Annotated in this window: 27 protein-coding genes; 20 read left to right on the top strand and 7 right to left on the bottom strand. The window is 35.1% G+C overall.

All coding sequences use genetic code 11. The features are described from left to right. The first annotated feature begins 166 nt into the window (after positions 1-166). The 6 genes from BMY13_RS16440 to BMY13_RS16415 all read left to right on the top strand — a co-directional run bounded on the left by BMY13_RS16440 (position 167) and on the right by BMY13_RS16415 (position 3296). Complete coding sequence (locus BMY13_RS16440) at positions 167-448, top strand: hypothetical protein (RefSeq protein WP_092505962.1); 282 nt, start codon at positions 167-169, stop codon at positions 446-448. A gap of 122 nt (positions 449-570) precedes the next feature. Beyond that, complete coding sequence (locus BMY13_RS16435) at positions 571-837, top strand: DUF4190 domain-containing protein (protein WP_092505960.1); 267 nt, start codon at positions 571-573, stop codon at positions 835-837. A 38-nt stretch (positions 838-875) separates the two neighbouring features. Next, positions 876-1604 (top strand): metallophosphoesterase family protein, encoded by a 729-nt coding sequence (locus BMY13_RS16430; RefSeq protein ID WP_175476844.1) that lies wholly within the window; start codon positions 876-878, stop codon positions 1602-1604. A 352-nt stretch (positions 1605-1956) separates the two neighbouring features. Further along, complete coding sequence (locus BMY13_RS16425; RefSeq protein WP_092493413.1) at positions 1957-2475, top strand: GrpB family protein; 519 nt, start codon at positions 1957-1959, stop codon at positions 2473-2475. A 78-nt stretch (positions 2476-2553) separates the two neighbouring features. Then, positions 2554-2898, top strand: a complete 345-nt coding sequence (locus BMY13_RS16420; protein WP_245736137.1) for a hypothetical protein — start codon at positions 2554-2556, stop codon at positions 2896-2898. A 200-nt stretch (positions 2899-3098) separates the two neighbouring features. Then, positions 3099-3296 carry a cold-shock protein gene (locus BMY13_RS16415; RefSeq protein WP_092493415.1) on the top strand — a complete coding sequence of 66 codons (198 nt, stop codon included), beginning with the start codon at positions 3099-3101 and terminating at the stop codon, positions 3294-3296. A 131-nt stretch (positions 3297-3427) separates the two neighbouring features. On the opposite strand, the gene BMY13_RS16410 is transcribed toward BMY13_RS16415, so the two are convergent. Both BMY13_RS16410 and BMY13_RS16405 read right to left on the bottom strand, forming a co-directional pair. Continuing rightward, the gene (locus tag BMY13_RS16410; protein WP_092506162.1) at positions 3428-4279 is read right to left on the bottom strand and encodes a DsbA family protein; all 852 of its coding nucleotides are present in this window, start codon (positions 4277-4279) and stop codon (positions 3428-3430) included. 1 nt (position 4280) lies between these two features. Continuing rightward, a complete protein-coding gene (locus BMY13_RS16405) occupies positions 4281-4640 on the bottom strand; it encodes a winged helix-turn-helix transcriptional regulator (RefSeq protein WP_092505956.1) in 360 nt (119 codons plus the stop codon). A 198-nt stretch (positions 4641-4838) separates the two neighbouring features. Here BMY13_RS16405 and BMY13_RS16400 point away from each other — a divergent pair, with 198 nt between their 5' ends. Next, positions 4839-5399 carry an NADPH-dependent FMN reductase gene (locus BMY13_RS16400; protein ID WP_092505954.1) on the top strand — a complete coding sequence of 187 codons (561 nt, stop codon included), beginning with the start codon at positions 4839-4841 and terminating at the stop codon, positions 5397-5399. A gap of 95 nt (positions 5400-5494) precedes the next feature. On the opposite strand, the gene BMY13_RS16395 is transcribed toward BMY13_RS16400, so the two are convergent. Both BMY13_RS16395 and BMY13_RS19285 read right to left on the bottom strand, forming a co-directional pair. Continuing rightward, positions 5495-6046, bottom strand: a complete 552-nt coding sequence (locus BMY13_RS16395) for an AAA family ATPase (RefSeq protein ID WP_092505952.1) — start codon at positions 6044-6046, stop codon at positions 5495-5497. A gap of 418 nt (positions 6047-6464) precedes the next feature. Further along, complete coding sequence (locus BMY13_RS19285) at positions 6465-6593, bottom strand: Spo0E family sporulation regulatory protein-aspartic acid phosphatase (RefSeq protein WP_281243738.1); 129 nt, start codon at positions 6591-6593, stop codon at positions 6465-6467. Between the two features lie 317 nt (positions 6594-6910). On the opposite strand from BMY13_RS19285, the gene BMY13_RS16385 reads away from it, so the two are divergent. Next, positions 6911-7519 carry a mechanosensitive ion channel family protein gene (locus BMY13_RS16385; RefSeq protein WP_245736136.1) on the top strand — a complete coding sequence of 203 codons (609 nt, stop codon included), beginning with the start codon at positions 6911-6913 and terminating at the stop codon, positions 7517-7519. Beyond that, the gene (locus BMY13_RS19800) at positions 7476-7700 is read left to right on the top strand and encodes a hypothetical protein (protein ID WP_342729343.1); all 225 of its coding nucleotides are present in this window, start codon (positions 7476-7478) and stop codon (positions 7698-7700) included. The genes BMY13_RS16385 and BMY13_RS19800 overlap by 44 nt, the downstream gene beginning before the upstream one ends. A gap of 182 nt (positions 7701-7882) precedes the next feature. Here the strand turns inward: BMY13_RS19800 and BMY13_RS16380 are convergent, their stop codons facing one another. Next, on the bottom strand, positions 7883-8965 hold the full coding sequence (locus BMY13_RS16380; protein ID WP_092505950.1) for a C45 family autoproteolytic acyltransferase/hydrolase: 1083 nt from the start codon (positions 8963-8965) through the stop codon (positions 7883-7885). A 345-nt stretch (positions 8966-9310) separates the two neighbouring features. Between BMY13_RS16380 and BMY13_RS16375 the strand changes: the two genes are divergently transcribed. Next, positions 9311-9880: a biotin transporter BioY gene (locus tag BMY13_RS16375; protein ID WP_092505948.1), complete on the top strand. Its 570-nt coding sequence runs from the start codon at positions 9311-9313 to the stop codon at positions 9878-9880. A gap of 475 nt (positions 9881-10355) precedes the next feature. On the opposite strand, the gene BMY13_RS16370 is transcribed toward BMY13_RS16375, so the two are convergent. Both BMY13_RS16370 and BMY13_RS16365 read right to left on the bottom strand, forming a co-directional pair. Then, positions 10356-10556: a putative holin-like toxin gene (locus BMY13_RS16370; RefSeq protein ID WP_092505946.1), complete on the bottom strand. Its 201-nt coding sequence runs from the start codon at positions 10554-10556 to the stop codon at positions 10356-10358. Between the two features lie 257 nt (positions 10557-10813). Next, a complete protein-coding gene (locus BMY13_RS16365) occupies positions 10814-11434 on the bottom strand; it encodes a DUF3298 and DUF4163 domain-containing protein (protein WP_175476843.1) in 621 nt (206 codons plus the stop codon). A gap of 296 nt (positions 11435-11730) precedes the next feature. Here BMY13_RS16365 and BMY13_RS16360 point away from each other — a divergent pair, with 296 nt between their 5' ends. The 10 genes from BMY13_RS16360 to BMY13_RS16310 all read left to right on the top strand — a co-directional run bounded on the left by BMY13_RS16360 (position 11731) and on the right by BMY13_RS16310 (position 20142). Beyond that, positions 11731-12573 carry a MerR family transcriptional regulator gene (locus tag BMY13_RS16360; RefSeq protein ID WP_092505943.1) on the top strand — a complete coding sequence of 281 codons (843 nt, stop codon included), beginning with the start codon at positions 11731-11733 and terminating at the stop codon, positions 12571-12573. Between the two features lie 318 nt (positions 12574-12891). After that, a complete protein-coding gene (locus BMY13_RS16355; protein WP_092505941.1) occupies positions 12892-14058 on the top strand; it encodes an MFS transporter in 1167 nt (388 codons plus the stop codon). Between the two features lie 695 nt (positions 14059-14753). Beyond that, on the top strand, positions 14754-15419 hold the full coding sequence (locus tag BMY13_RS16345; RefSeq protein WP_139184835.1) for a mediator of RNA polymerase II transcription subunit 4: 666 nt from the start codon (positions 14754-14756) through the stop codon (positions 15417-15419). Between the two features lie 108 nt (positions 15420-15527). After that, a complete protein-coding gene (locus tag BMY13_RS16340) occupies positions 15528-15716 on the top strand; it encodes a hypothetical protein (RefSeq protein ID WP_092492808.1) in 189 nt (62 codons plus the stop codon). Between the two features lie 108 nt (positions 15717-15824). Next, entirely contained in the window at positions 15825-16040 is a 216-nt protein-coding gene (locus BMY13_RS16335; RefSeq protein WP_092505937.1) for a hypothetical protein, read from the top strand. A gap of 325 nt (positions 16041-16365) precedes the next feature. Next, positions 16366-17247: an aminoglycoside 6-adenylyltransferase gene (locus BMY13_RS16330; RefSeq protein WP_092505935.1), complete on the top strand. Its 882-nt coding sequence runs from the start codon at positions 16366-16368 to the stop codon at positions 17245-17247. Positions 17248-17412: 165 nt separating this feature from the next. Beyond that, positions 17413-18309 carry a DMT family transporter gene (locus tag BMY13_RS16325; protein WP_092505933.1) on the top strand — a complete coding sequence of 299 codons (897 nt, stop codon included), beginning with the start codon at positions 17413-17415 and terminating at the stop codon, positions 18307-18309. Positions 18310-18389: 80 nt separating this feature from the next. Further along, complete coding sequence (locus BMY13_RS16320) at positions 18390-18983, top strand: type 1 glutamine amidotransferase family protein (protein ID WP_092505931.1); 594 nt, start codon at positions 18390-18392, stop codon at positions 18981-18983. Between the two features lie 184 nt (positions 18984-19167). After that, a complete protein-coding gene (locus BMY13_RS16315; protein ID WP_092505929.1) occupies positions 19168-19407 on the top strand; it encodes a hypothetical protein in 240 nt (79 codons plus the stop codon). A gap of 315 nt (positions 19408-19722) precedes the next feature. Continuing rightward, on the top strand, positions 19723-20142 hold the full coding sequence (locus tag BMY13_RS16310; RefSeq protein WP_092505927.1) for a hypothetical protein: 420 nt from the start codon (positions 19723-19725) through the stop codon (positions 20140-20142). Positions 20143-20311: the final 169 nt, after the last annotated feature.

The raw sequence follows: 20311 nt of genomic DNA, 5'->3' as shown, positions 1-20311 counted from the left end.
TCGATGATTTTGTGCTTTTAACGGAATGAGGATTCACATTGATGACCTCGTTTGTATTTTGCATTGTAAAATTGACATTTTTTGTTTACTATTTCAGAAAATTGAGATATTAATAACGAACAGCTGGGATATTATGTTAAAATTACTGAATAGGAGGCAAATAGATATGAAAAATATTTGTTCTTATTTATTGATATCTTTCGTTATATTGTTAGTAGGCTGTTCAATTGGTAATACAAAAGAAAATAGAGAAATTACTTTCAAAAATGAAGAAGGAGAAGTATTGGCATCCACTTCTGATTTTGCAAAAGCAAGTGTAGAGCAAAGAGATCAAGATGAACAAAAAATCATCCAGTTAACTTTCAAAGAAGAAGGTAAGTCAGAGAAAATAACTGAACCACATATTGGTGAAACGATTTATGTTTATTATTGGAGAAGAAGTGATTAGTTCACCTAGAATATCAGTTGCTATTCCTGGAAAAGAAATTGTGATAGAAGGGGACTATAAAAAAGAAACAGCCAACCAATTCGTAGACAGAATTAATAGTCAATAGGAGAGGGGGGGATTATATGGCCGAAAAGGCAGCAACAAACGGTGATTCGATAACTTCATTAACACTAGGAATTCTTTCAATTATAATCCCTTTTATTGGGTTATTTCTTGGTATCATAGGAGTTGTCGTTTCAAGAAAGGCGACAAAACAAATTGTAAAAACAAATGAGGATGGCAGAGGGTTAGCAACGTCAGGTTTGATTTGTAGTGTGGTAGGAATCCTTATGCAACTCTTTATGGTAATGGGTTATATCATATATCGTTTTTTTACTACTGCAGGTTAGGCTTTACAAACTATGACGATAAAGGGAATGAAAGCGTCTTGTACAGAATTGCAATAATTACAGATGTTCACGGAAATATTTATGCACTGAATGCTGTTATGAAAGAAATCAAAGAAAAGTCAGTCGATTTCATCTATTGTCTTGGTGATATGATTGGAATAGGACCTTTTTCAAATGAGGTTCTGGATACTTTACTGGAAACAGATAATCTTAAAATGATTTCAGGAAATCACGATGAAGCTGTCTTAGCACTCCTTAACAATGAACCATACCCTGAAAGCAGGGTTGATGTTATTCCACACCACGAGTGGATTGCTGAAAGACTTAATAAGCAGCATAAATCTGTGTTGGAAAAACTTCCTCGTATAATAAACCCTACTATCTATGAACAAAGCCTACATCTAATTCATTATCCGATGAAGCAATCATTTCATAATGCTCATATATGTAGAGATCCTTTTGATCTTACTGGTATTCCTAATCAAAAAAATTTCACTTCCCTAGACGGGTTAGATGGTTTTTCGTTGGTTTGTTTTGGGCACGAGCATAGTCGTCATAGGTTTACTTGTAATTCTACAACGTTTTTTAACCCTGGTTCCGTCGGTTGCTTTAATAAACCTTTTGCTCGCTATGGAATTATTGATGTGAACCAAAATGGATATAACCTAATGCAACAGTGCGTTCCTTATGAACTTGATAAATATATTAAAGAGTTAAGAAAAACATCCATCCCACGAAAAAAGATCATACTTAATATTTATAATTGAATTCTAAAAGTTATTGCTCATGTGAGTAAAATGAGGAGGGGTACTAAATTAAGTCAGATAAACATGTAAGTAAACCTGTTTCGATACTTAGCATTAGCCTTATAACTTTAGCAATAATATGTTTTATCTTAATGTTTCTGGACCGCCAAAACTATGAGATCTACGGTGAAATGATCTTTTTTATAGCGTTTCTTTTCTTTTTGGTAAGGGGAGCTCTTTCCGTTAAGTCCGGTGATTATTGTTTTTTGCGGTTGTAATAATATATATGGTAGCGGAGGGAATGAAAGTATTAATGTTAGGTGGTGCGCTTTAGATTATATCGAAAATGAAAAGATATAAGAGGGGGGGCTTTATGAAAGTTAGATTAACAGATTTTAATGAAAACTGGGCAAAAATGTTTCAAATGGAAGCTCAATTTTTAAAAACCATATTTGGCGACGAAGTGATTAAATTTGAACATTTTGGGAGCACCGCAGTTCCTGGCCTTAAGGCTAAACCCGTAATTGATATGATGTGTATTGTAAAAGACATTAAGAAAATTGATTTGTTCAATGACAAAATGCATACACTTGGATATGATGTTGCTGGCGAATGGGGCATTGAAGGAAGAAGATTATTTCGAAAAGGCGGGGAAAACAGAACGCACCATATTCATTTTTATCAAGTGGATAATCCTCAGATTAAACGGCATTTAATATTTAGGGATTACCTGCGAACCCACCCAGCAGAAGTAGATCGATACAGCAATTTTAAAGAAGAGCTGGCTCAACGTTTTGATAGCACAAGTGACTATAGCCCTGCAAAAAAAGAATTCGTAAAGGAAATGGAAAAGCAAGCACTGCTTTGGTTTGAAAAAAATCAGCATAATTAAAGGGGGGAGATTTAAATTAAGCGCTTTTTTTACTATCTTGTTTGGACAATTACTATTGGACTTATAATCTACTGGGGAATGAAGTATCAAGTTCAATTAAATGAAGAAGCAAAAATGAAGTTTGAATTATTTCCTGTCGTACGATTTGCTACCTTATTCCCTATCGTTATTGGATTGTTGCTGCGATTTCCAAAATTGATAATTGAAATCTATAATAAGAAGCAGTGGACGTTTGATTGGGTTAAATTCATAGCAATTGGATTGCCATGTTTCTATGTAATAACAATGTCTATTTTACCATACTCACCATTGGGTCAAGGCTCTATTCCCATACCAGATATAATTATAACTGGCAGTCCGACAGTTACAACAATTGCTGGCATTGTTTTTGGATTCGTCTTTTTAGATAGCTTAAAAAAATAACAGCACTACTACTTAATTAAAAGAATTTGCATCAGTACTTGACAGGAACTACTTTCACTGTTATGATAAAAGTTAATTATTCTTGTTCGGTTGTCAATGAAAGAGAAAAGTAACTAGTAAGTCACTTTCGTCTGGAATGAATATGCAGAGCATTAATAGTAATACATTGTGGATAATATCCACGCAGGAGGTAACAATTTATGTTACAAGGTAATGTTAAATGGTTTAACGCAGAAAAAGGTTTCGGTTTTATTGAAGTAGAAGGGCAAGACGATGTATTCGTTCATTTCTCTGCTATTCAAGACGAAGGTTTCAAAACACTAGAAGAAAACCAAACAGTTACATTCGAAATTGTTGAAGGTAACCGTGGACCACAAGCTGCTAACGTTCAAAAATAAGCGTTATTAGTAAAAAGAGATTTCCTTAGTTGGAAATCTCTTTTTTATTATCCCTGATCACTTCTGCTTTAACGTAGTTATTTTTTCACAAAATAAGTTTCTCCCATAATTTCCTTTGATTGGTAAGTAGTTCAAGGAAGCTCTTTTTCAACAAACGCGTGAATATCCTTTTTTTCAACATCGTACATTACTTCAATCTCTTTTGAAAACAGTAATTTTTCTTTTTCTAGCAATCCAGAAAGTGCTGGTTGCTGCTTTGGTTGGAGCTCCTCTATGTTCAGAACTTGCTTTAGCCCTGATATATAATATTCCAATGGGCGACCACCAACAATTTTCACACCTTTATTTTCCTCATTTACCATTATAATGGTAGGAAATCCTGTAGCGCTTAGACTTGCTGCAAGTCCAAAATCTTCATTTAATGATTGCTGTCCACTTGGTAGTTCAGCTTCTTTTACAATTTTCTCTCCATCAAGTCCAAGTTTATTCACGATTTCAATCAGAACGGTTCCTTCTGAAATATTTTGATTGAACGCGAAAACCGCTTCTCTAGCACGGCGTAAAAAGATATTAGCCAAGGCTTTGTTCTCATTTTGAATAACTTTAAATACCCGAGATGGGGGATAAGATGATTGAACAGGGTTGTCATACATAAGCGAGCCATCAATTGGCATGCGCGTTTGTTCACCAACTTCTCTCCAATGTCCAGCAACATCTGCAGGTCCTGAAATTCCGTTTGCCGGATCGACTGGTTCATCACCCCATTTTTCCAGCAATCCTCCCATTACCGTATGGAAGTTAAAATAATCCCCATACTGCTCTTCAAAACGGCGGAGAACTGGTTCAAGTGCCCAGCAATGAGAGCAGATAGGGTCCGTCACATAATAAAGGTCAATCGTTTTTTGGGGTTTATTTAAATCAATTACCTCCAGTTCTTCTTCTCCAGATACGCCGCATACGCCTGTTTCTGAGTCACAAATCATATTATTGTTTTTTGTCAATTTCCTCTCCCTCGCTTTCTTTTGGAGTATTTACATTCATATAGTTTTGTGCCCACTCCTGAATTGGCTTAAGACTATCGGAGAGGGATCTTCCTTTTTCTGTTAATTGATAAGAAATGGTGACTGGTGAACCATTTTCCACTATTTTTTCGACTAGTTCTTCTTCTGCAAGTTCAGAAAGTTTCAGTGATAGTGCTCTGGATGTAATTCCTCTCAAATCATGCTTTATATCAGAAAAATGTGCTGTACCGTTATCACACAAGGACAAATAATGGATAAGTTGCCCATTCCACTTTTTCCCTAAGATTTGAAAGGAAGCTTCAATATAAGGACAAACCTTCATGTTTAACACCTCTTTATAAATAGTATATCTGATATAAAAAGTATATCAAGTATAAAATATACACTTAGAGTTTAACTAAAACGTTCATTGATAATCGTTCTTTTAATCCTGAGCAAAAAGATAGACTTAGTTGTATTAATAGATTATACTAGCGATTGTCTTGAATTAAGGATAATAAACATAGTAGGAGAGATATAAATGGTAAAGATAGGAATTGTTCTAGGAAGTGTTCGTCAAGGTCGTAATGGGGAAGCAGTTGCAAACTGGATCAATGATCTCGCGACAAAGCGTAACGATAAGGCAGAATATGAGATTGTAGATCTAGCAGAATATAAATTGCCGTTTTTGGGTGCAGCAGTACCAGAAACTGAACAACAAGAAGCTGAGGAAGCAATTAAAGCTTGGTCCGAAAAAATAGCTTCTTTTGATGGCTATATTTTCATTGCACCAGAATATAACCACGCAATAGGCGGAGCATTTAAAAATGCATTGGATTATTTAAATCCAGAAGTCAACAACAAGGCAGCAGGCTTTGTCGGTTATGGCAGCTTAGGCGGTACGCGGGCACATGAAAATCTGCGCCTTATTTTAGGGGAATTACAAGTGGCAGATGTACGCACAGCAGTTACATTCTCACTAATGACTGACTTTGAAGACTTTAGTAAGTTCAAACCAGCAGACTACCATGAAAACAATGCGAATGAAATGCTTGATCAACTTCTATCATGGAGCGGAGCATTGCAAACAGTAAGACAGTAAAAGGTAAAATTCATTTGGGTATTTTGAAATATAATAGCCTAGCATTCATAATGATATGCTAGGCTATTTCTGTATTATTTCACTAAAGCCCTCATTCATTGAGCAATTCGAATAATTCTTTGAATAACAGATTCAACTTCTTCATTGTCTTCTACTACAAATAAATGATCTGCTTCTCCTTCTTTTGGATCTGACACCTCTTCTTTCAGAGTATCAGTCTGTTGCCGATTAAGCACTTCCTCAAAATTAGAAGCACTCCTGAGTATATTTGTACTGCGCTGACTTTCAGTAACTCGTGTTTGAAGGATATGGTCTGGGAAATTAAAGTGAACAAGAATGCTGATAAATCCTTTTTCGTGAAACTGTTTGAGTAGTTCAAAGCGATCCTTTCGTTTACGATTTGAGTTGCTGATAATAAGGTGTAAATTAGTCTGATTAACAGCATAATCAACAATTGTTTGAGATACAGCATACTTGAGAGTATTAGGGTGCTGTTTTGGCTGCAGGGTATTATAAAAAGTGTTGATAAATTCTGCGTGATTATCCTGGTCTATCATAAGAGAGTTGGGCAGACCCTGTTCTAAAGTTCGAGCAAATATAGTTTTTCCGCTATGTGTTTTTCCAACTGTAATAACCGCTAACCTCATGTCTTTAACACCTTTCACGTAGAAATCCGTAAATTATAATATAGCCAACGTAATGTAATTGGTCTTGAAAATTCATTTTCTGTAATCTCTTTTACGCTATTGCATCATTATTTAAGTGCCTAAATATGTTGCCCTAGGTGATGTTATTAACGTTACCAATGACAAAATCATAGGATTTAAAAATAAACAACAAACATAATCTAGTATATTGATATCTATTTACAACTTCTATTAATTCAATAAAATGCCTTCTTATATCTCGAACTCTACATAAGTATATGCACGACTATTTATAATATTTTCTTACTCGAATAGCTAAAACTACCTACGTTTGAAGTGTCCTATTTGATTCACTTGTCCTTTCTTTAGAAATTTTTCTTTTAAAAAAACCCTCCAGGGATACCGGAGGGTTTAGTTATCAATTTTGCTTCAACTTATTTAACAAGTTGTCTAACTTTTGGGAGATGCTAACGAGGATTTTGTACTCTTGATGGGTTTCATAGGCGTGATACATCTCATGTCTTAGTTTTTCGATTTCAAGCTTCAAGTCTTCGTTACTATCTGACAAATTACCTGCTCCTTTTTAGTCAGTCAACATTAGCATTTCGACCAGTAGTAAAAAATTATGAGGGTATCTAACAGATGACTTTTATATTTGATCGACCTTTGTGCAAAATTAAATCATTTAGATTATTTACCCCAGTTATATGGTTATATAACAATCAAATGGTGACTCGGTTACTTGTAGGTTATTCAGGTCATAATGTATGATAATATATTCACAAGGAATTGGTTATTCTATGCACAGTTCGAAATAGAGTAAGCAAGTATAAAAAATACTAGAATACAAAGCGAGGAATAAAAATGGAATGGATGGAAGTGGCACTACCTATTATTAAAAACATTGCGCTGGCAATTATTGTCCTGATTGTCGGGTTAATTGTGATCAAAGCAATCACGAACATAATTGGGAAAAGAATTGAACGCTCTAAAACGGATGATACCTTAAAGCCGTTTTTACTTTCGTTAATCGGAACTATACTTAAAATTTTACTGATCTTGTCTATTATAAAAATATTAGGGGTAGACATCACTTCATTTGTAGCAATTATTGCTGCAGCAGGTTTTGCAATTGGTCTAGCATTTCAAGGGTCACTCGCCAATTTCGCGGGTGGAATATTGTTATTAACACTGCGTCCTTTTAGAGTGGGAGACTATGTAGAGGGTGCTGGATACAGCGGTACTGTAAAAGGAATTCAAATTCTTTACACAGAGTTAATTACACCAGACAATAAAGTCATCTATATTCCAAATGGCATTTTGTCTAACTCAGGTATTGTGAACTATTCAGTCAATGATACTAGACGTGTGGATTTCCAATTCAGGACAGGATATGAGTCAGATACGAATCATGTTCTTGAAACTTTAAATGATGTTGTTCAAAAACCATTCATTAGTTCTGCAAGATCCTGAGCCATTTGTCCGATTATCAGACCAAGGGGAAAGCGGAGTGGTTTATACTGTGAGAGTCTGGGTAAATGCAGATGATTACTGGACAGTACATTTTGATATATTAGAAGAAGTGAAAAAGCGTTTTGATGAAGAAAAAATCTTAATTCCATATCCACAAATGAATGTTCATGTAAATAATTAGGTGAAAAACCCATCGCATTTTAGTGAGGGTTTTTTATTGTTTACGAGGTAACTATAAAGCTGAAGGAAACCGGACTTCTGAATTAGCCACGTCCAGATCCGACCTACAGGACATACTAGCGCCTAGTGGACTTACCTCCCCGTGGTCAAGATCGAATCTTCGTGTATCTTTTATCTCACACGTCATTCCAGTCCATAACGCGCTGAAGGGTCAAACAAGTATTCCATATTTACAAAAGAACCAGCATATTCAAGGTTACCTTTGATTCGCTTAATGTTAATCTTGTCACCTTGAATCCACTTGGTAAAGTCAAAAATCACCGGTTCTCGATTCGGACCAATTACGAACCAAGCTTTCAATTCTTTCGGAAAATAAGTAGACGTGTGAATAGTCCCGGCAGCTGCATCGTATTTTTTTGAAAATACACTGTGAGCGGGATCGTTCATAACTTTGAAAGCTTGATAAGGGTTCGTTGCCTGAAGTTGCTTTTGTTGTATGGTTTTCTCCCGATGGCGTGATTCTTCAAGACGGTAGCGATTTTCTTCATCAAGCAACTGGAAATGATTTGTACATACATTAGATTTCCGCACTACTACTTTTCTTGGCGAAGCTTCGACGACATAGGATTCTCCGGAGGAATCCAGAAGAACATAACTGAACGAATGTCTGTGTGGAATCTCTTTCAGTAAAGAGATTGCCTCATCCACACTTGCACATGTCTCTAAAATTAGGCGGCCAATCATATTACATAGAAACCCATCTCCTGATTTTTTGCTATGAGTAAAATTATAACCCATTACGAGTCCTTTTTCGTTCATTCCATCAATCCGCCCAGTAATTTGCATAGACGGTCCGATAACGGCAAGCCCCTGATCGGTCGGCTCGTATAGCATATAACGTCCTTCATAACCTTTAGGGTTACTGTCGTAATTCCGGACCATAAAATTAGAATCGGTAAAAATGGAACAGCCGCTTCTGGTATATTCCAAATAATATCCGCCAAACAGACGGAATGCCTTTTCCATATTCATGTGAAGGGCATCAGCAAGTCCGCGAATTTCATCAAGTATGGCTGGTGCAAATTTTGACATGATATTTTTATACTCTTCCGGATTAATCAAAAAGTGCCGATTTTTCTTAGGCCCCCATTGTTTTTCACGGTTAGGCAAAATAGTCGAATCTTTGAGAAGTTCACCTTGGAAATAACCGTAGTCATAATGGGTCCCTTTATATTGGATTACGTCACTGTAAAACTGTTTTAACATATTAATTCCTCTTTTGATTTTGCAGTGTATGATATATAACTATTATTGAAAAAAATTAATACTAATATTCTTAAAGTGATTGTTGATGTGGAACAGGATAAAGAATAGTTATACCAAAATGGCAGACTCTTTTAAATACTAAAATGTGACACCTTTAGGGTACTTTTATATATAATACCAAAATATAGGAGAGGAGGCTGAATAGGGTATATGAGTTCAACTATATTGTTAACCTATTGGTATTGTGGTTTACAATAATTTAATCTATGTTTATAATCACTATAATGGATACTGTTTTTTGTGTCCTGTCTATGCAATTATTTTAAAGTTAAGGAGTTGAGAGAATTGGAACAACAAAGTGAGAAGCTCAGATTCATATTACATTGTGCAATCTTTGCTGCGATAACAGCTATTATGGCCCAAATTGAGATCCCACTTCCTCTTGTGCCGATAAGTGGCCAAACACTAGCAGTCGGAATTACGGCGACTATTCTCGGAAGTCGAAAAGGAGCTGTCGCCATGGTTTGCTATGCAGCAATTGGGGCTATAGGTCTTCCGGTGTTTGCAGGATTTAGTGGAGGCTCTCAAGTATTGGTAGGACCAACAGGAGGATACATATTCGGGTTTATTGCAGCTGCCTTTGTCACAGGATTTATCCTTGAAAAGTCTAGGTTTACTGTCCCTATGGCAATGATTGCAAATACTATAGGTATGGTGATTACGTTATTATTTGGGACTATTCAGCTTAAATATGTGGTTGAACTAACATGGGGTGAGGCACTAGCAGCAGGTGTCTATCCGTTCATAATCGTAGGATTAATTAAAGCATTTCTTGCCAGCTGGATTGGAATAACAGTTAGAAACCGTTTAGTCCAGGCGAATGTTAATATCACATCTTCAAAAAATGCTGCATAGTTTGTGAATATAAAACTGCGAAAGTATAATAAGTTACAAGTCCTTAAGAATAGGTGGAGTAGTTGACCAGTATTCTTAAGGAAGGCAGATATTTAAACTTGCTAAGTCTAATAAAGTATATCTATACAGTAGAATGATCTAATTAATTGGATCTTACAAAACAAGCATGGAAAATTGTATGCTGAACGGGTCCACGCTGGGTTGGTGGTTATGAATAATTATATTATTCATAAGTATTATCGTTTCTCGCGGTGAAAAAGTGGCATGGAAATTAAAAGTATCATGAAATTTTAATATAATGGTGTTATAATGTTTGAGATTAAATATCTGGTGACACAAATACATTGACAGTATAAATGAATAAAATTATACTTATAATAAGAATAAGGTAACGAGTAGCGCTAACTACCCGTTACCGACAACTACAGACCGCATAAAGAGGGTTTTGGCAAAAGAAGTAACTGCTTACCATTGGTCACGGGGCGGTTACTTCTTTTTGTTTATATAGGAAATAATAAAATTTAAGTGCTGTGGATAATTGGACTTCCGAATCAGCGACGTCCAGCTCCAGCGCTTTTGTTCTTAGGTAGACGACAATAGTTACAATTAGTGTCAGTGTCGCTATTAGTGAAATGCTAAATTGCGCTACTAGACTTAATGCTTCAAATGTCGTCATCCTACCACCTCCCTTCTCAAGGAAGATGGCCAACCGCCCACTATACTATGTAGTTGCTACATAAATTTTACCATAAGAGTTAAAAGATTAATAGTAATTTCACGAACAAAGGTTCGTTTTTATGTTCTTTAATCTAAAAATGATAATAAAAAACCCACACCCTTCGTGAGTTCTGTTATGGGTGTGGGTTCTTCGATTGAATATGGTCTTCCTATAGATGTTCTTACTTTAAATTTATATTTAAGTTTAGTATAAAGCTAATTATTTTCTGCCATTCGGCCAAGCGGACCGTTTTCATTGATAATATCCCGGATGGCGTAGACTGATATTGGAAACATCGGAAACCCGAAAACATACGGTGTGATTTCATAGAGTTGGAAGTAGATGACTAGTGCTTTATCAGCAATGTAAAAGTCCTGATCCGGCTGAATTTTAACCGTATCCTCAAATGTACCAATATCGCGCTCTTGAATCTGTGCATTAATAAGCTCAGAAAGCCGATCCACATAATTGCTTCCCTGTTTGAACAGGTCACTGAGACTGCAGCGGCTTTTGTTCTCCAAATCAAAAGTTAGTGATTTGATATAGGTCATTCCATGTGCTGCCTGATAATGGTACGCATAGTTGTAAAAGGATAAACTCAGGACATCACGCTGGTTGTTTTTAGTTTCGAATGAGCCGTCCATTTCAACGAGCGTGGTCGGCATTTCAGCTACCTGTATGTTGATAAGCTGCTGTGTTTCATCGACGATGTTCTGATTGATGAATCGCTCCATTCCCCGATCCCGCATACCAAAAACATGCGGATAGATTACTTGGATATCCGTACCATAGCTGACTCGCATTGGCTCAATATTAACTGGAAATGATTGTGGCACTTTTTTCACCCTTTACTGGTTTTGTGCCTATTGTATTCGGTGGTTAGATGAAGTGTGTTTGCCGGAGAATCCGATAGATTGTTGGAATGTTATGGTAAGATTGATTACAGAATCAGCTGTACGGGATATAGCTTAATTAAAAAAGATGGTAGAGAAGGCTGGGTAGCTAAAAGCAGTCTTAGATAAATTAAAAAAATATAGTAAACTTTATTGACTCTTGGGTTACCCAAGACATTATTATTAAATTAGACGGCAGAGGTGCACAGCTGTATAGTCTGTTTTTTCGAGGTGATTATATGTTTAAAATTGGTGATTTTTCAAAGTTGAGCGGGCTTTCCATAAATACGCTTTATCATTATGAAAATATAGGAATACTAGAACCCAGGTTCATAGATGGGAATACAAACTACCGCTATTATGAAGCTGATCAGCTTGTAACAATCAATAAAGTTTTAGCTTTAAAGGATGCCGGCCTATCACTTTCAGAAATTTCTTCTACCTTAATTGAAGGCTCTTTAAATAAAGAGATAATTACAATGCTGGAAGATAAGGCAGATTCCTTGGAAAAATCATTGGAACTGGAAACAAACAGACTGGAACGTCTCCGTACAAATATTTTTCTAATAAAGAACGGAGGAGTACCTTATATGAATGAAATATCAATTAAGCAAGTTGAACCCATCTTAGTGGCATCTGTAAGAAAGTCGATTCAGAAAGCAAACAGCCTATCATTTGATAATTTTTGTGAAAGTTTATGGTCAACGGTCAATAAACATATTAATAAAATGAACAGCAAACGGTCTGTACCTTGTTTGACGATGTATCATAGTGGTTTATTTATAAACACTGATTCTCGTCAGATAGATATGGAGGTTGTTGAACCGATAACAAATGTTATTCCAGAAAGTAATGACGTTAAGGTATATGAACTGCCTTTAGTTGAGAACATGGCAAGTATCGTTCATACCGGATCACTTTCCACTATCGGGGAAACGTCTAATACAATGCATAAATGGTCATCTGATAATGGCTATTCAACCAATGGACCGGTTCGGGAGATATACCACAAGGGTGACTGGCTGACAGATAATCCTGATGAATTTGTGACTGAGTTACAATTTCCAGTTAGAAAAGACTAGTTTAATATTGGAATGTATGGCAACTTTAGATAAGGATTCAATAGTTATGATCTTTTTGGTCTGAATGGTAAGAGAAGTAATCGCATTTTACAAAGTGCGGTTACTTCTTTTTTTGTAAAGGACGACAACAGTTAACTCTGGTGTACTAGGTTATTATTGGTTAGTTTCAGTACTATTTTGTCTGTTATAGCAGGAAGATAGCGATATATACATATATTGTGTTTGTTAAAAGTATTTATCTGGTACACTCTTGTCTTTTTGAACAATTAGGTTTACGATTAACTATCGAACTAACTAAGAGATGAAAGGCGTCATGAAATGAATAAGCGTGTTTACTTTTTAATGATAGTTGCATTTGTTGTCGGGATGGTTGAATTAATTATTGGTGGTTTATTGGACCTGATGGCAGCAGACCTGGATGTTAGTCTTGGTCAGGTTGGCTTCCTGATTACTATTTTTTCACTGATTTTTGCTGTTGGGGCACCGATTTTATTAATACTTACGTCGAATATCGAGCGAAAACGGCTGACACTTATTTCGCTGGCTATATTTCTATTGGGAAATATTGTCACAGTTTTCAGCCCGACATATTCGATTGTCTTTATAGGGAGAATTATTTCGGCATTGAGCGGATCACTACTAATTATTCTCTGTCTAACCATCGCGCCATCAATCGTTCATACAAGATATCGTGGCAGGGCAATCGGAATAGTATCCATGGGAGTTAGTGCCTCGATTGTTCTTGGGATTCCTGTCGGGATACTGTTGGGGAATGCTTTTGGATGGCGTGCACCATTTGTGCTGATTTCTGTTTTGACTGTCTTTTCCATAGCTGGTGTGTTCCTTTTGATGGAGCAGATTGATCCGAAGCCTTCCAACCCAATTAGAAAACAACTGGCAACTTTGAAAAGACGGAGAATATTTTTTGGGCAGGCCATAACATTTCTGTTCATAGCGGGCCATACAGTTCTTTATGCTTATTTGACTCCTTTTGTAAAAATGACCATGGAGATAGACGGGACTTGGCTCAGTGTTATCTACTTGATTTTCGGAATAGCAGCTGTAAGTGGTGGTGGAGTTGGTGGTACTTTATCAGACAAACTAGGGCCAGAGCGGACCATTATGTTAACGATCGTTCTGTTTACGCTGGTTATATTCTCCATACCATATACAACATTTGCACTCCCGGCATTTTTAACGATATTGGTGATCTGGGGGGTGCTCAGCTGGACGTTGGCTCCAGCAACACAGTCCTATCTCATTGGTTTATCACCTGAGACATCTGACATTCAGCAGAGTCTGAATAACTCGGCGCTTCATCTAGGTATCGCATTCGGATCACTGGTTGGCGGTCTGGTTATTGAGCGTGCCTCTATTGAACAAAATGCAACAGTCGGCGGATTTTTTGCTTTACTTTCAATCGGAGCGGCGTTAATTTCCATGTATCGTAAACAGGGGTCAGAAGCTGTGAGAAGTAAGAGCTGACCTGACGTTGGTTCAGCAGTAGACGAATATTGATCTATTGAAAATATTAAAAATGTAATGTAATGTAAAACGACCATTAATCTGCATGCTGATTGATGGTCGTTTTTTTGTTGGCATAATAGTATTTTCAGTAATAGCATCACTTAAAATTGCAGTGTGATTTTCACCTTAAGTTGTTAGGGTGTACACTTTGCCTGCAATCTCATATGTAAATTGGCAATTAGTCAGTTTTCCTATGACTTCACAAAATTTTGTGAATATTTATGTTAAAATAAACACAGATTTGTGAAGAATTACACTTAAACTAACGAAGCAGGATTATTCAAGAGAAAATTCTATTTAAGGGGGATTGAATATGGGGAAATTTGTAAGCATTTTCGTTTTTTTTTATATAAATTAGTGCTATTTTCTATTTCATATTTGGAAATGTATTTGATGGTGGAGACCCTGCTGAATCAGTAATTTATACCTTTGGAACAATAATTATAATTTTACTCTCATTTGTGGTTTCTCTAATTTACTATTTAATAGATGTAATTAAAAATAAGAATTAACTCTTTATTTCATTAACTGGTGCAATACTTTAAAAGGAAAAGCCAATGCTTATTGGCATTGTTCCACTAAAGTTGCAGGTGAATTATACAGAGATTTTAGAACATAAAGGTAAGATTGAAGTTAAATATAGGGGGATTAAAATGGAGAAAATAGTTACTTTATTATTAACAACATTATGTATTATTGTTTTCTTATCAGTATCAGGTTGTACGGATAAAAGTTCGATTCAAAATAATGACAAAACGAATGATGACAACGCTACGAAACAACTTATTGAAGATAAAGATGCCCAAATAAAAAAATTAGAAGAAAAGAATGAGGAACTAAAAAATACATTACAAAGTATTGAAACGGATTTTAACTATGCGAAAGAGGAAGCTGATTATTATAATCAGTTGATTGACGACCTTATAAATGAATACAGTGACGCTCAATTAAAGGATTTAGCAAAAGAATTATGGGATTATGAGTTAGAAGTAAATGGGTCACCTGTTCCGAAAGACGGTATAATAGAAGTGAAGAAAAACACAATTAAAGTTTCTGTGGTGCAAAGACAACCACCTTATGTAGTTTTACCAAAGGACATTTTTACGCAAGGGAAAATCAGCGGAAATTATAATGAGCATCTTATAAAATTTAACCCCAGCCCAACTAAAACATATGGTACTGATGGAACAATTGTTACGGGGACCCACCACCAATTTGTTGATGTTGAAAAAGGTGCTATAATTTCATTCTCTATCACAGGGGAGTTAAGGAAAAGGTTAGGATTAGATACTTCGGAGGTTACGATTAAGAAAAGATAATATTTCCTATTAAAACTAACGGGTGCAAAAGTGAAACAAGGAGTTGTCGATGAGGCAGTTCCTAATGATTTAGAAATAAAATGGCTAAGAAAAGCATAGGAGGTAGAAATGAAAAGAAAGAGAAGTTGGTCACAAGGTGTTTTGGTAGGACTCATTACTGGTCTATTTGCTTTTGCAGCAAGCATGTTCGTTCCAAATTCTAGTTATAGGGAAATTATAATTGGCTTAATTGCTGGTTTAGGTGCTTATATCGGCGCAAAATTAGCTGACAAATTCACCCGCAATGATAATGACTAAAAACTAGAAATTTATTTAACTATAGGGTGCAAAAGTTTAAGAAAGAATTCTTAGTGGATTGGTCGTAAAAGAGAATAAATAGAAAATTCAATTCTGGGGGGATTGGAAATGATTTTTGAAACTTTAACAGGACAGCTTTCGATAGTAATTACTATTGCGTTTGGAGTATTACTAATTGTTCTGTATCCAGTGATAAATAAGGAGAATAAATACTTCGCTTGGTTTAGTCTTGTAATGGGAATTATAGTTTTGTTGTTATTATTGTGGTTTACCTTTGGAAATGAAGTTATAAGGGATTTAATATTACACCACGGACTTCAGTAGATTGCTATTGAATTAACGGGTGCAGTAGTTGAACAAGGAGTTTGTAGGAAAGCTCCTTTTTTATTGTGCTAACTAGCAGTAATATTGAAGAAGAAAAATGCCGTTTTAGTTAAATTTTTTTATATGCATTTTCTATAAAAAAGGAATTTCCGAACATATATTGAACTAATTTAAGTACAGGATAAATCTAAACAGGGAAGGAAGATTAGATGAAAAAAACCTTAAATAAATTATAAACTTTTATTATTTTATTAGGTTTATATCATCCTCGAGCCCCTCCGTTGTAATTTTTATTCAAAAACTAACTATTTTAGGAGGGAAATAAATGAGGAATGAACAAGAAATGATGGACCTAATAATAAATTTTGCAAAGGCAGATGAGCGTATTCGAGCAGTTTATATGAATGGTTCAAGAACAAACCCTAATGTACCCAAAGATATTTTTCAGGATTATGATATTGTTTATGTTGTGACAGAAACAGCGTCTTTTATAGAAGATAAGACATGGATTAACGAGTTTGGAAGTTTAATAATGATGCAAGAACCTGACAAAAATGATTTTGGTAGGGAAATTGATTTCGATTTCACCAAGTCATATGGGTTCTTATTGCTTTTTACAGATGGAAATCGTATAGACCTTCGTATTCAAACAAAGGAAGTCATGTTTGAGGAGTATGGAAAAGATAAGCTCACTCTTCCCTTAATGGACAAAGATAATCTTTTGCGAGCAATACCTTGCCCTACCGATATTGATTACCATGTGAAAAAGCCATCCAAAGGTGAATACGATAGTTATGCAAACAATTTCTGGTGGTGTTTGCAAAACGTTGCAAAAGCCATTTGGCGTGATGAACTCCCATATGCAAAACTTATGTTTGAATATACGACGAGAGATTCCTTGGATAAAATGGTTACTTGGTGGATTGGGATACAACAAGACTTTCAAGTTTCCCCTGGAAATTTGGGGAAGTATTTTAAGGAATACCTCCCAGAATCATATTGGAAGATGTACAAAGAAACTTATTCTAATTCTGATTATACAAATATGTGGGAATCAATATTTATTACTTGTGACTTGTTTAGAATCTTATCTCAAGATGTCGCTGTACATTTTAACTTCACATATCCAATTGATGATGATAAAAACATGACTAAATACCTTAAAGATGTTAGAAATTTACCTTCTTATGCAACGAGAATATATTAAGTGAATGATATAGCACCCTGCAAAAAAAGTAGGGTGCTTGTTCAATTAACGGGTGCTAATCTTTAAAAAGGAATTGCGCCTTCTGTCAACCATGGCGACTGCAATTTTGAAAAGGGGTTTTACTTAATGATTTTTGTTTAATAGTGAAGATTTGAGGGGGGAAAGATGACCAATTTAAAAAAGGGATACACATTTAATTTATTATCAGTATTAATGATGGCAGTTGGTCCGTTATTATCAAAGTTTGGGCTTTTGCATATCTCACCATCCAAGGCTGCAATTATTAATACAATTGCAATTATTTCTGCCAGTTATTTGTGGGGGATAGTGACGAAAAAAACTGTTTCATTTCACTTTGAAAAAGAAATTATTTTATTGGCTGTATTTAATTCCTTGGGCGTAATTTTTTTGTTTATCAGTATGGATTTGCTATCACCAGTTCAGGTTGGGTTTCTTGGTAGATTTTATACTGTATTTGCTGTGATTTTATCCGTTCTAATATTAGGTGAGAGAATGTCAAAAAGTGAAATTGCATTTATCATTCTGGCAATCCTAGGTACTTTTATGTTTGTTAATAAAGGTGGGGTAGGTAACTCGACATTATTAGGAAGTCTATTTGCTCTTTTATATACCTTCTTTTTTGCATTGACTAACATTTTTATTAAGAAAACTCTCTCTAAAGATAAGAACTCAAACTCTATATTATTTACAAACAATTCTATCACGCTAATTTTTGTCTTGATTTATGCAGTATTAGTTGGTGATTTATTTAATGGTAATTATTCGTATAAGGGCATATCATTAATTATTTTATCCTCAGTTATAACTGGATTTATTGGAACAATCTTATTATATGAAGCACTTAAATATTTGCGCTTTTCTATTGCCAACGTTACTAGGGCGTTTAGCCCTGTTATACTTGCAGTAATTTCATTTCCGTTTTTCCCTATCGAATTAACTGTCCTTAATATTATTGGAGGCATCCTCTTGATAGTATCTATTTTATTACTTTCATTGGGAGATAATAAAAAACATAGAGAAACTGAAAACCAACCATCTTGATTATATACTCTTCAACTAACGGGCCAGGATTGTTGAACAATTAAATAAATAAAATTAAATCTATAAGGGGGTATGTCAGTATGAAAAAGGCGTTATTTCTCATATTAGATGAGTATGCAGATTGGGAAGGTGCTTACTTATCATCGGCATTAAATCAAAGAGAAGATTGGTCTGTTAATACTATTTCTTTAGATCGTATTGTAAGTTCAATAGGAGGTTTTAAAACCTCTGTCGATTATATTATTGGGTCTGAACCTGAAGATTTTAATTTACTAGTAATGATTGGCGGAAATTCATGGAGTAACGATAATAAAAAGCTTTTACAGTTAATCAAAACTACATTTCAAAATAATATTCCTATAGCAGCAATATGCGGTGCTGTGGATTTTTTGGCAGAGAATGGTTTTCTGAATAATCATAACCACACCGGTAATTCAGTTTACATTTGGAATGATTATGAAGGTTATAATCCAAATAGTAGTTTTTTAGAGAAACAAGCAGTAAAAGATAGAAACTTGGTTACTGCAAATGGAACGGCTCCTATTGAATTTACCAATTTAGTTTTGGAATTGATTGAATTTGATACTCCTGAGAATATTGAAAAAATGATGTATATGAATCGACATGGGTTCTATAATTATTGTGATAAATATGGGAACCCGTATATTAGTTAATTTATAGCAATCAATTTTCCAGAATCGGGCGCCATTCTTGAATAAGAATCGGCGCTCTTTTCGTATCTAATAAGGATTAATTGAATAATATATTGGATTTATCTTGCGTAAAAAAGGAAAGGGAATTAGGGGGTTATTGTCGAATAACATTATGTGTAGATATTATTCGTTAGGAGTGGAACGTATGGGACTAGAACAAGAAGTATCAAATGAGGTATATAGGTTAATGGAGTTGCATCAGGAATTTGAGAGTGGGAATTATGAGGAGATGAACGATTTATATTCTGATGAATTTCAGGGGTGGCTTTACATGCCATCGTTGGGACAGGTAGAAAAATTCAATCTTAAAGATATTAAAGAAGGCAATGAAGAGGCCGCTAATCACTTTAAGTTAAAAAAATACAGTTCATTTTTTCAGGATTAAAAATCTTACCACAACACGAAAATCAGGCAACAACTTCTTATGAAATTACATATAGTGATGATGAAAATGAAAGAGTGGTAAGAGCCTTGAATCTTGAAGTTTGGCAAAAGGGTTCGGATGATAAATGGAGGATTATTCGTTGGTATCAGGAAAAAGGAGTATAAGGAATGGGTAAAGGCGTAGCAAACAATTAAACAAAAGGGCGCGATTGTTTAATAAGCTTTTCTTCTTCACCTAAAGGGTGCGTTTGTTTAATAAGAGCATTCGCTTCTTGTGCTAAAGCAGCAGAAGAGTTGAATAAGGGGGATTTAATATATGAAAAGCGTAAAACGTTTTGCGGTTTATTTCTCATTAACTATAGGTTTTCTCACTTTAGTTTTTTGGGGATACAAAATACCTTTAAATATTAAAGAAAAATTGATGTTTAACGCACCTTTAGAACTACTAACTATATATTCTATTGTTTTACCTATTTTAATTGGAATGATATTGCGTTTGCCTACACTGATAAAAGAAATTAAAGAAAAAAAGAAGTGGGCTATTGATTGGGTTAAATTATGTGCAATTGGAATTCCGACACTATATATATCGCAAGCCTCTTTCTTATACTTTTATCTCCCAAGTGTTACATTACCATTTAGTGTAATGCTTGTAAGAAATCCTGATATGCCATTAACAACAATATCTGGAATGATTTTTGGATATATAGTTCTGGATAGTCTAAAGAAAAGTTAAAGTAACGGGTGCAAGAGTTGAATAAGGAACAACATCCTTGTTCAACTATAGAAGCAGGATTGTTGAAGAAGAGGGTAGAATTTATTAGAAGCAAATATTTTAAGGAGGCAAGTGATGAAGATAATTATTTATGTATATAATGGAATGACTATGCTTGATGCTATTGGTC

This window comes from Virgibacillus subterraneus (assembly GCF_900110695.1).
In the GTDB taxonomy this organism is placed as follows: Bacteria; Bacillota; Bacilli; order Bacillales; family Amphibacillaceae; genus Lentibacillus; species Lentibacillus subterraneus.
This window is presented reverse-complemented; position numbering and strand designations above follow the sequence as displayed.

Bases quoted from the DNA above. Each gene is read 5' to 3' on its own strand.
- BMY13_RS16440 (WP_092505962.1), top strand. From the start codon at position 167: ATGAAAAATATTTGTTCTTATTTATTGATATCTTTCGTTATATTGTTA.
- BMY13_RS16320 (WP_092505931.1), top strand. From the start codon at position 18,390: ATGAAAAAGGCGTTATTTCTCATATTAGATGAGTATGCAGATTGGGAA.
- BMY13_RS16395 (WP_092505952.1), bottom strand. From the start codon at position 6,046: ATGAGGTTAGCGGTTATTACAGTTGGAAAAACACATAGCGGAAAAACT.
- BMY13_RS16425 (WP_092493413.1), top strand. From the start codon at position 1,957: ATGAAAGTTAGATTAACAGATTTTAATGAAAACTGGGCAAAAATGTTT.
- BMY13_RS16420 (WP_245736137.1), top strand. From the start codon at position 2,554: ATGAAGTATCAAGTTCAATTAAATGAAGAAGCAAAAATGAAGTTTGAA.
- BMY13_RS16345 (WP_139184835.1), top strand. From the start codon at position 14,754: ATGGAGAAAATAGTTACTTTATTATTAACAACATTATGTATTATTGTT.
- BMY13_RS16380 (WP_092505950.1), bottom strand. From the start codon at position 8,965: ATGTTAAAACAGTTTTACAGTGACGTAATCCAATATAAAGGGACCCAT.
- BMY13_RS16360 (WP_092505943.1), top strand. From the start codon at position 11,731: ATGTTTAAAATTGGTGATTTTTCAAAGTTGAGCGGGCTTTCCATAAAT.
- BMY13_RS16435 (WP_092505960.1), top strand. From the start codon at position 571: ATGGCCGAAAAGGCAGCAACAAACGGTGATTCGATAACTTCATTAACA.
- BMY13_RS19800 (WP_342729343.1), top strand. From the start codon at position 7,476: ATGATGTTGTTCAAAAACCATTCATTAGTTCTGCAAGATCCTGAGCCA.
- BMY13_RS16415 (WP_092493415.1), top strand. From the start codon at position 3,099: ATGTTACAAGGTAATGTTAAATGGTTTAACGCAGAAAAAGGTTTCGGT.
- BMY13_RS16310 (WP_092505927.1), top strand. From the start codon at position 19,723: ATGAAAAGCGTAAAACGTTTTGCGGTTTATTTCTCATTAACTATAGGT.
- BMY13_RS16370 (WP_092505946.1), bottom strand. From the start codon at position 10,556: ATGACGACATTTGAAGCATTAAGTCTAGTAGCGCAATTTAGCATTTCA.
- BMY13_RS16335 (WP_092505937.1), top strand. From the start codon at position 15,825: ATGATTTTTGAAACTTTAACAGGACAGCTTTCGATAGTAATTACTATT.
- BMY13_RS16405 (WP_092505956.1), bottom strand. From the start codon at position 4,640: ATGAAGGTTTGTCCTTATATTGAAGCTTCCTTTCAAATCTTAGGGAAA.
- BMY13_RS16340 (WP_092492808.1), top strand. From the start codon at position 15,528: ATGAAAAGAAAGAGAAGTTGGTCACAAGGTGTTTTGGTAGGACTCATT.
- BMY13_RS16330 (WP_092505935.1), top strand. From the start codon at position 16,366: ATGAGGAATGAACAAGAAATGATGGACCTAATAATAAATTTTGCAAAG.
- BMY13_RS16325 (WP_092505933.1), top strand. From the start codon at position 17,413: ATGACCAATTTAAAAAAGGGATACACATTTAATTTATTATCAGTATTA.
- BMY13_RS16315 (WP_092505929.1), top strand. From the start codon at position 19,168: ATGGGACTAGAACAAGAAGTATCAAATGAGGTATATAGGTTAATGGAG.
- BMY13_RS16385 (WP_245736136.1), top strand. From the start codon at position 6,911: ATGGAATGGATGGAAGTGGCACTACCTATTATTAAAAACATTGCGCTG.
- BMY13_RS16355 (WP_092505941.1), top strand. From the start codon at position 12,892: ATGAATAAGCGTGTTTACTTTTTAATGATAGTTGCATTTGTTGTCGGG.
- BMY13_RS16410 (WP_092506162.1), bottom strand. From the start codon at position 4,279: ATGATTTGTGACTCAGAAACAGGCGTATGCGGCGTATCTGGAGAAGAA.
- BMY13_RS16400 (WP_092505954.1), top strand. From the start codon at position 4,839: ATGGTAAAGATAGGAATTGTTCTAGGAAGTGTTCGTCAAGGTCGTAAT.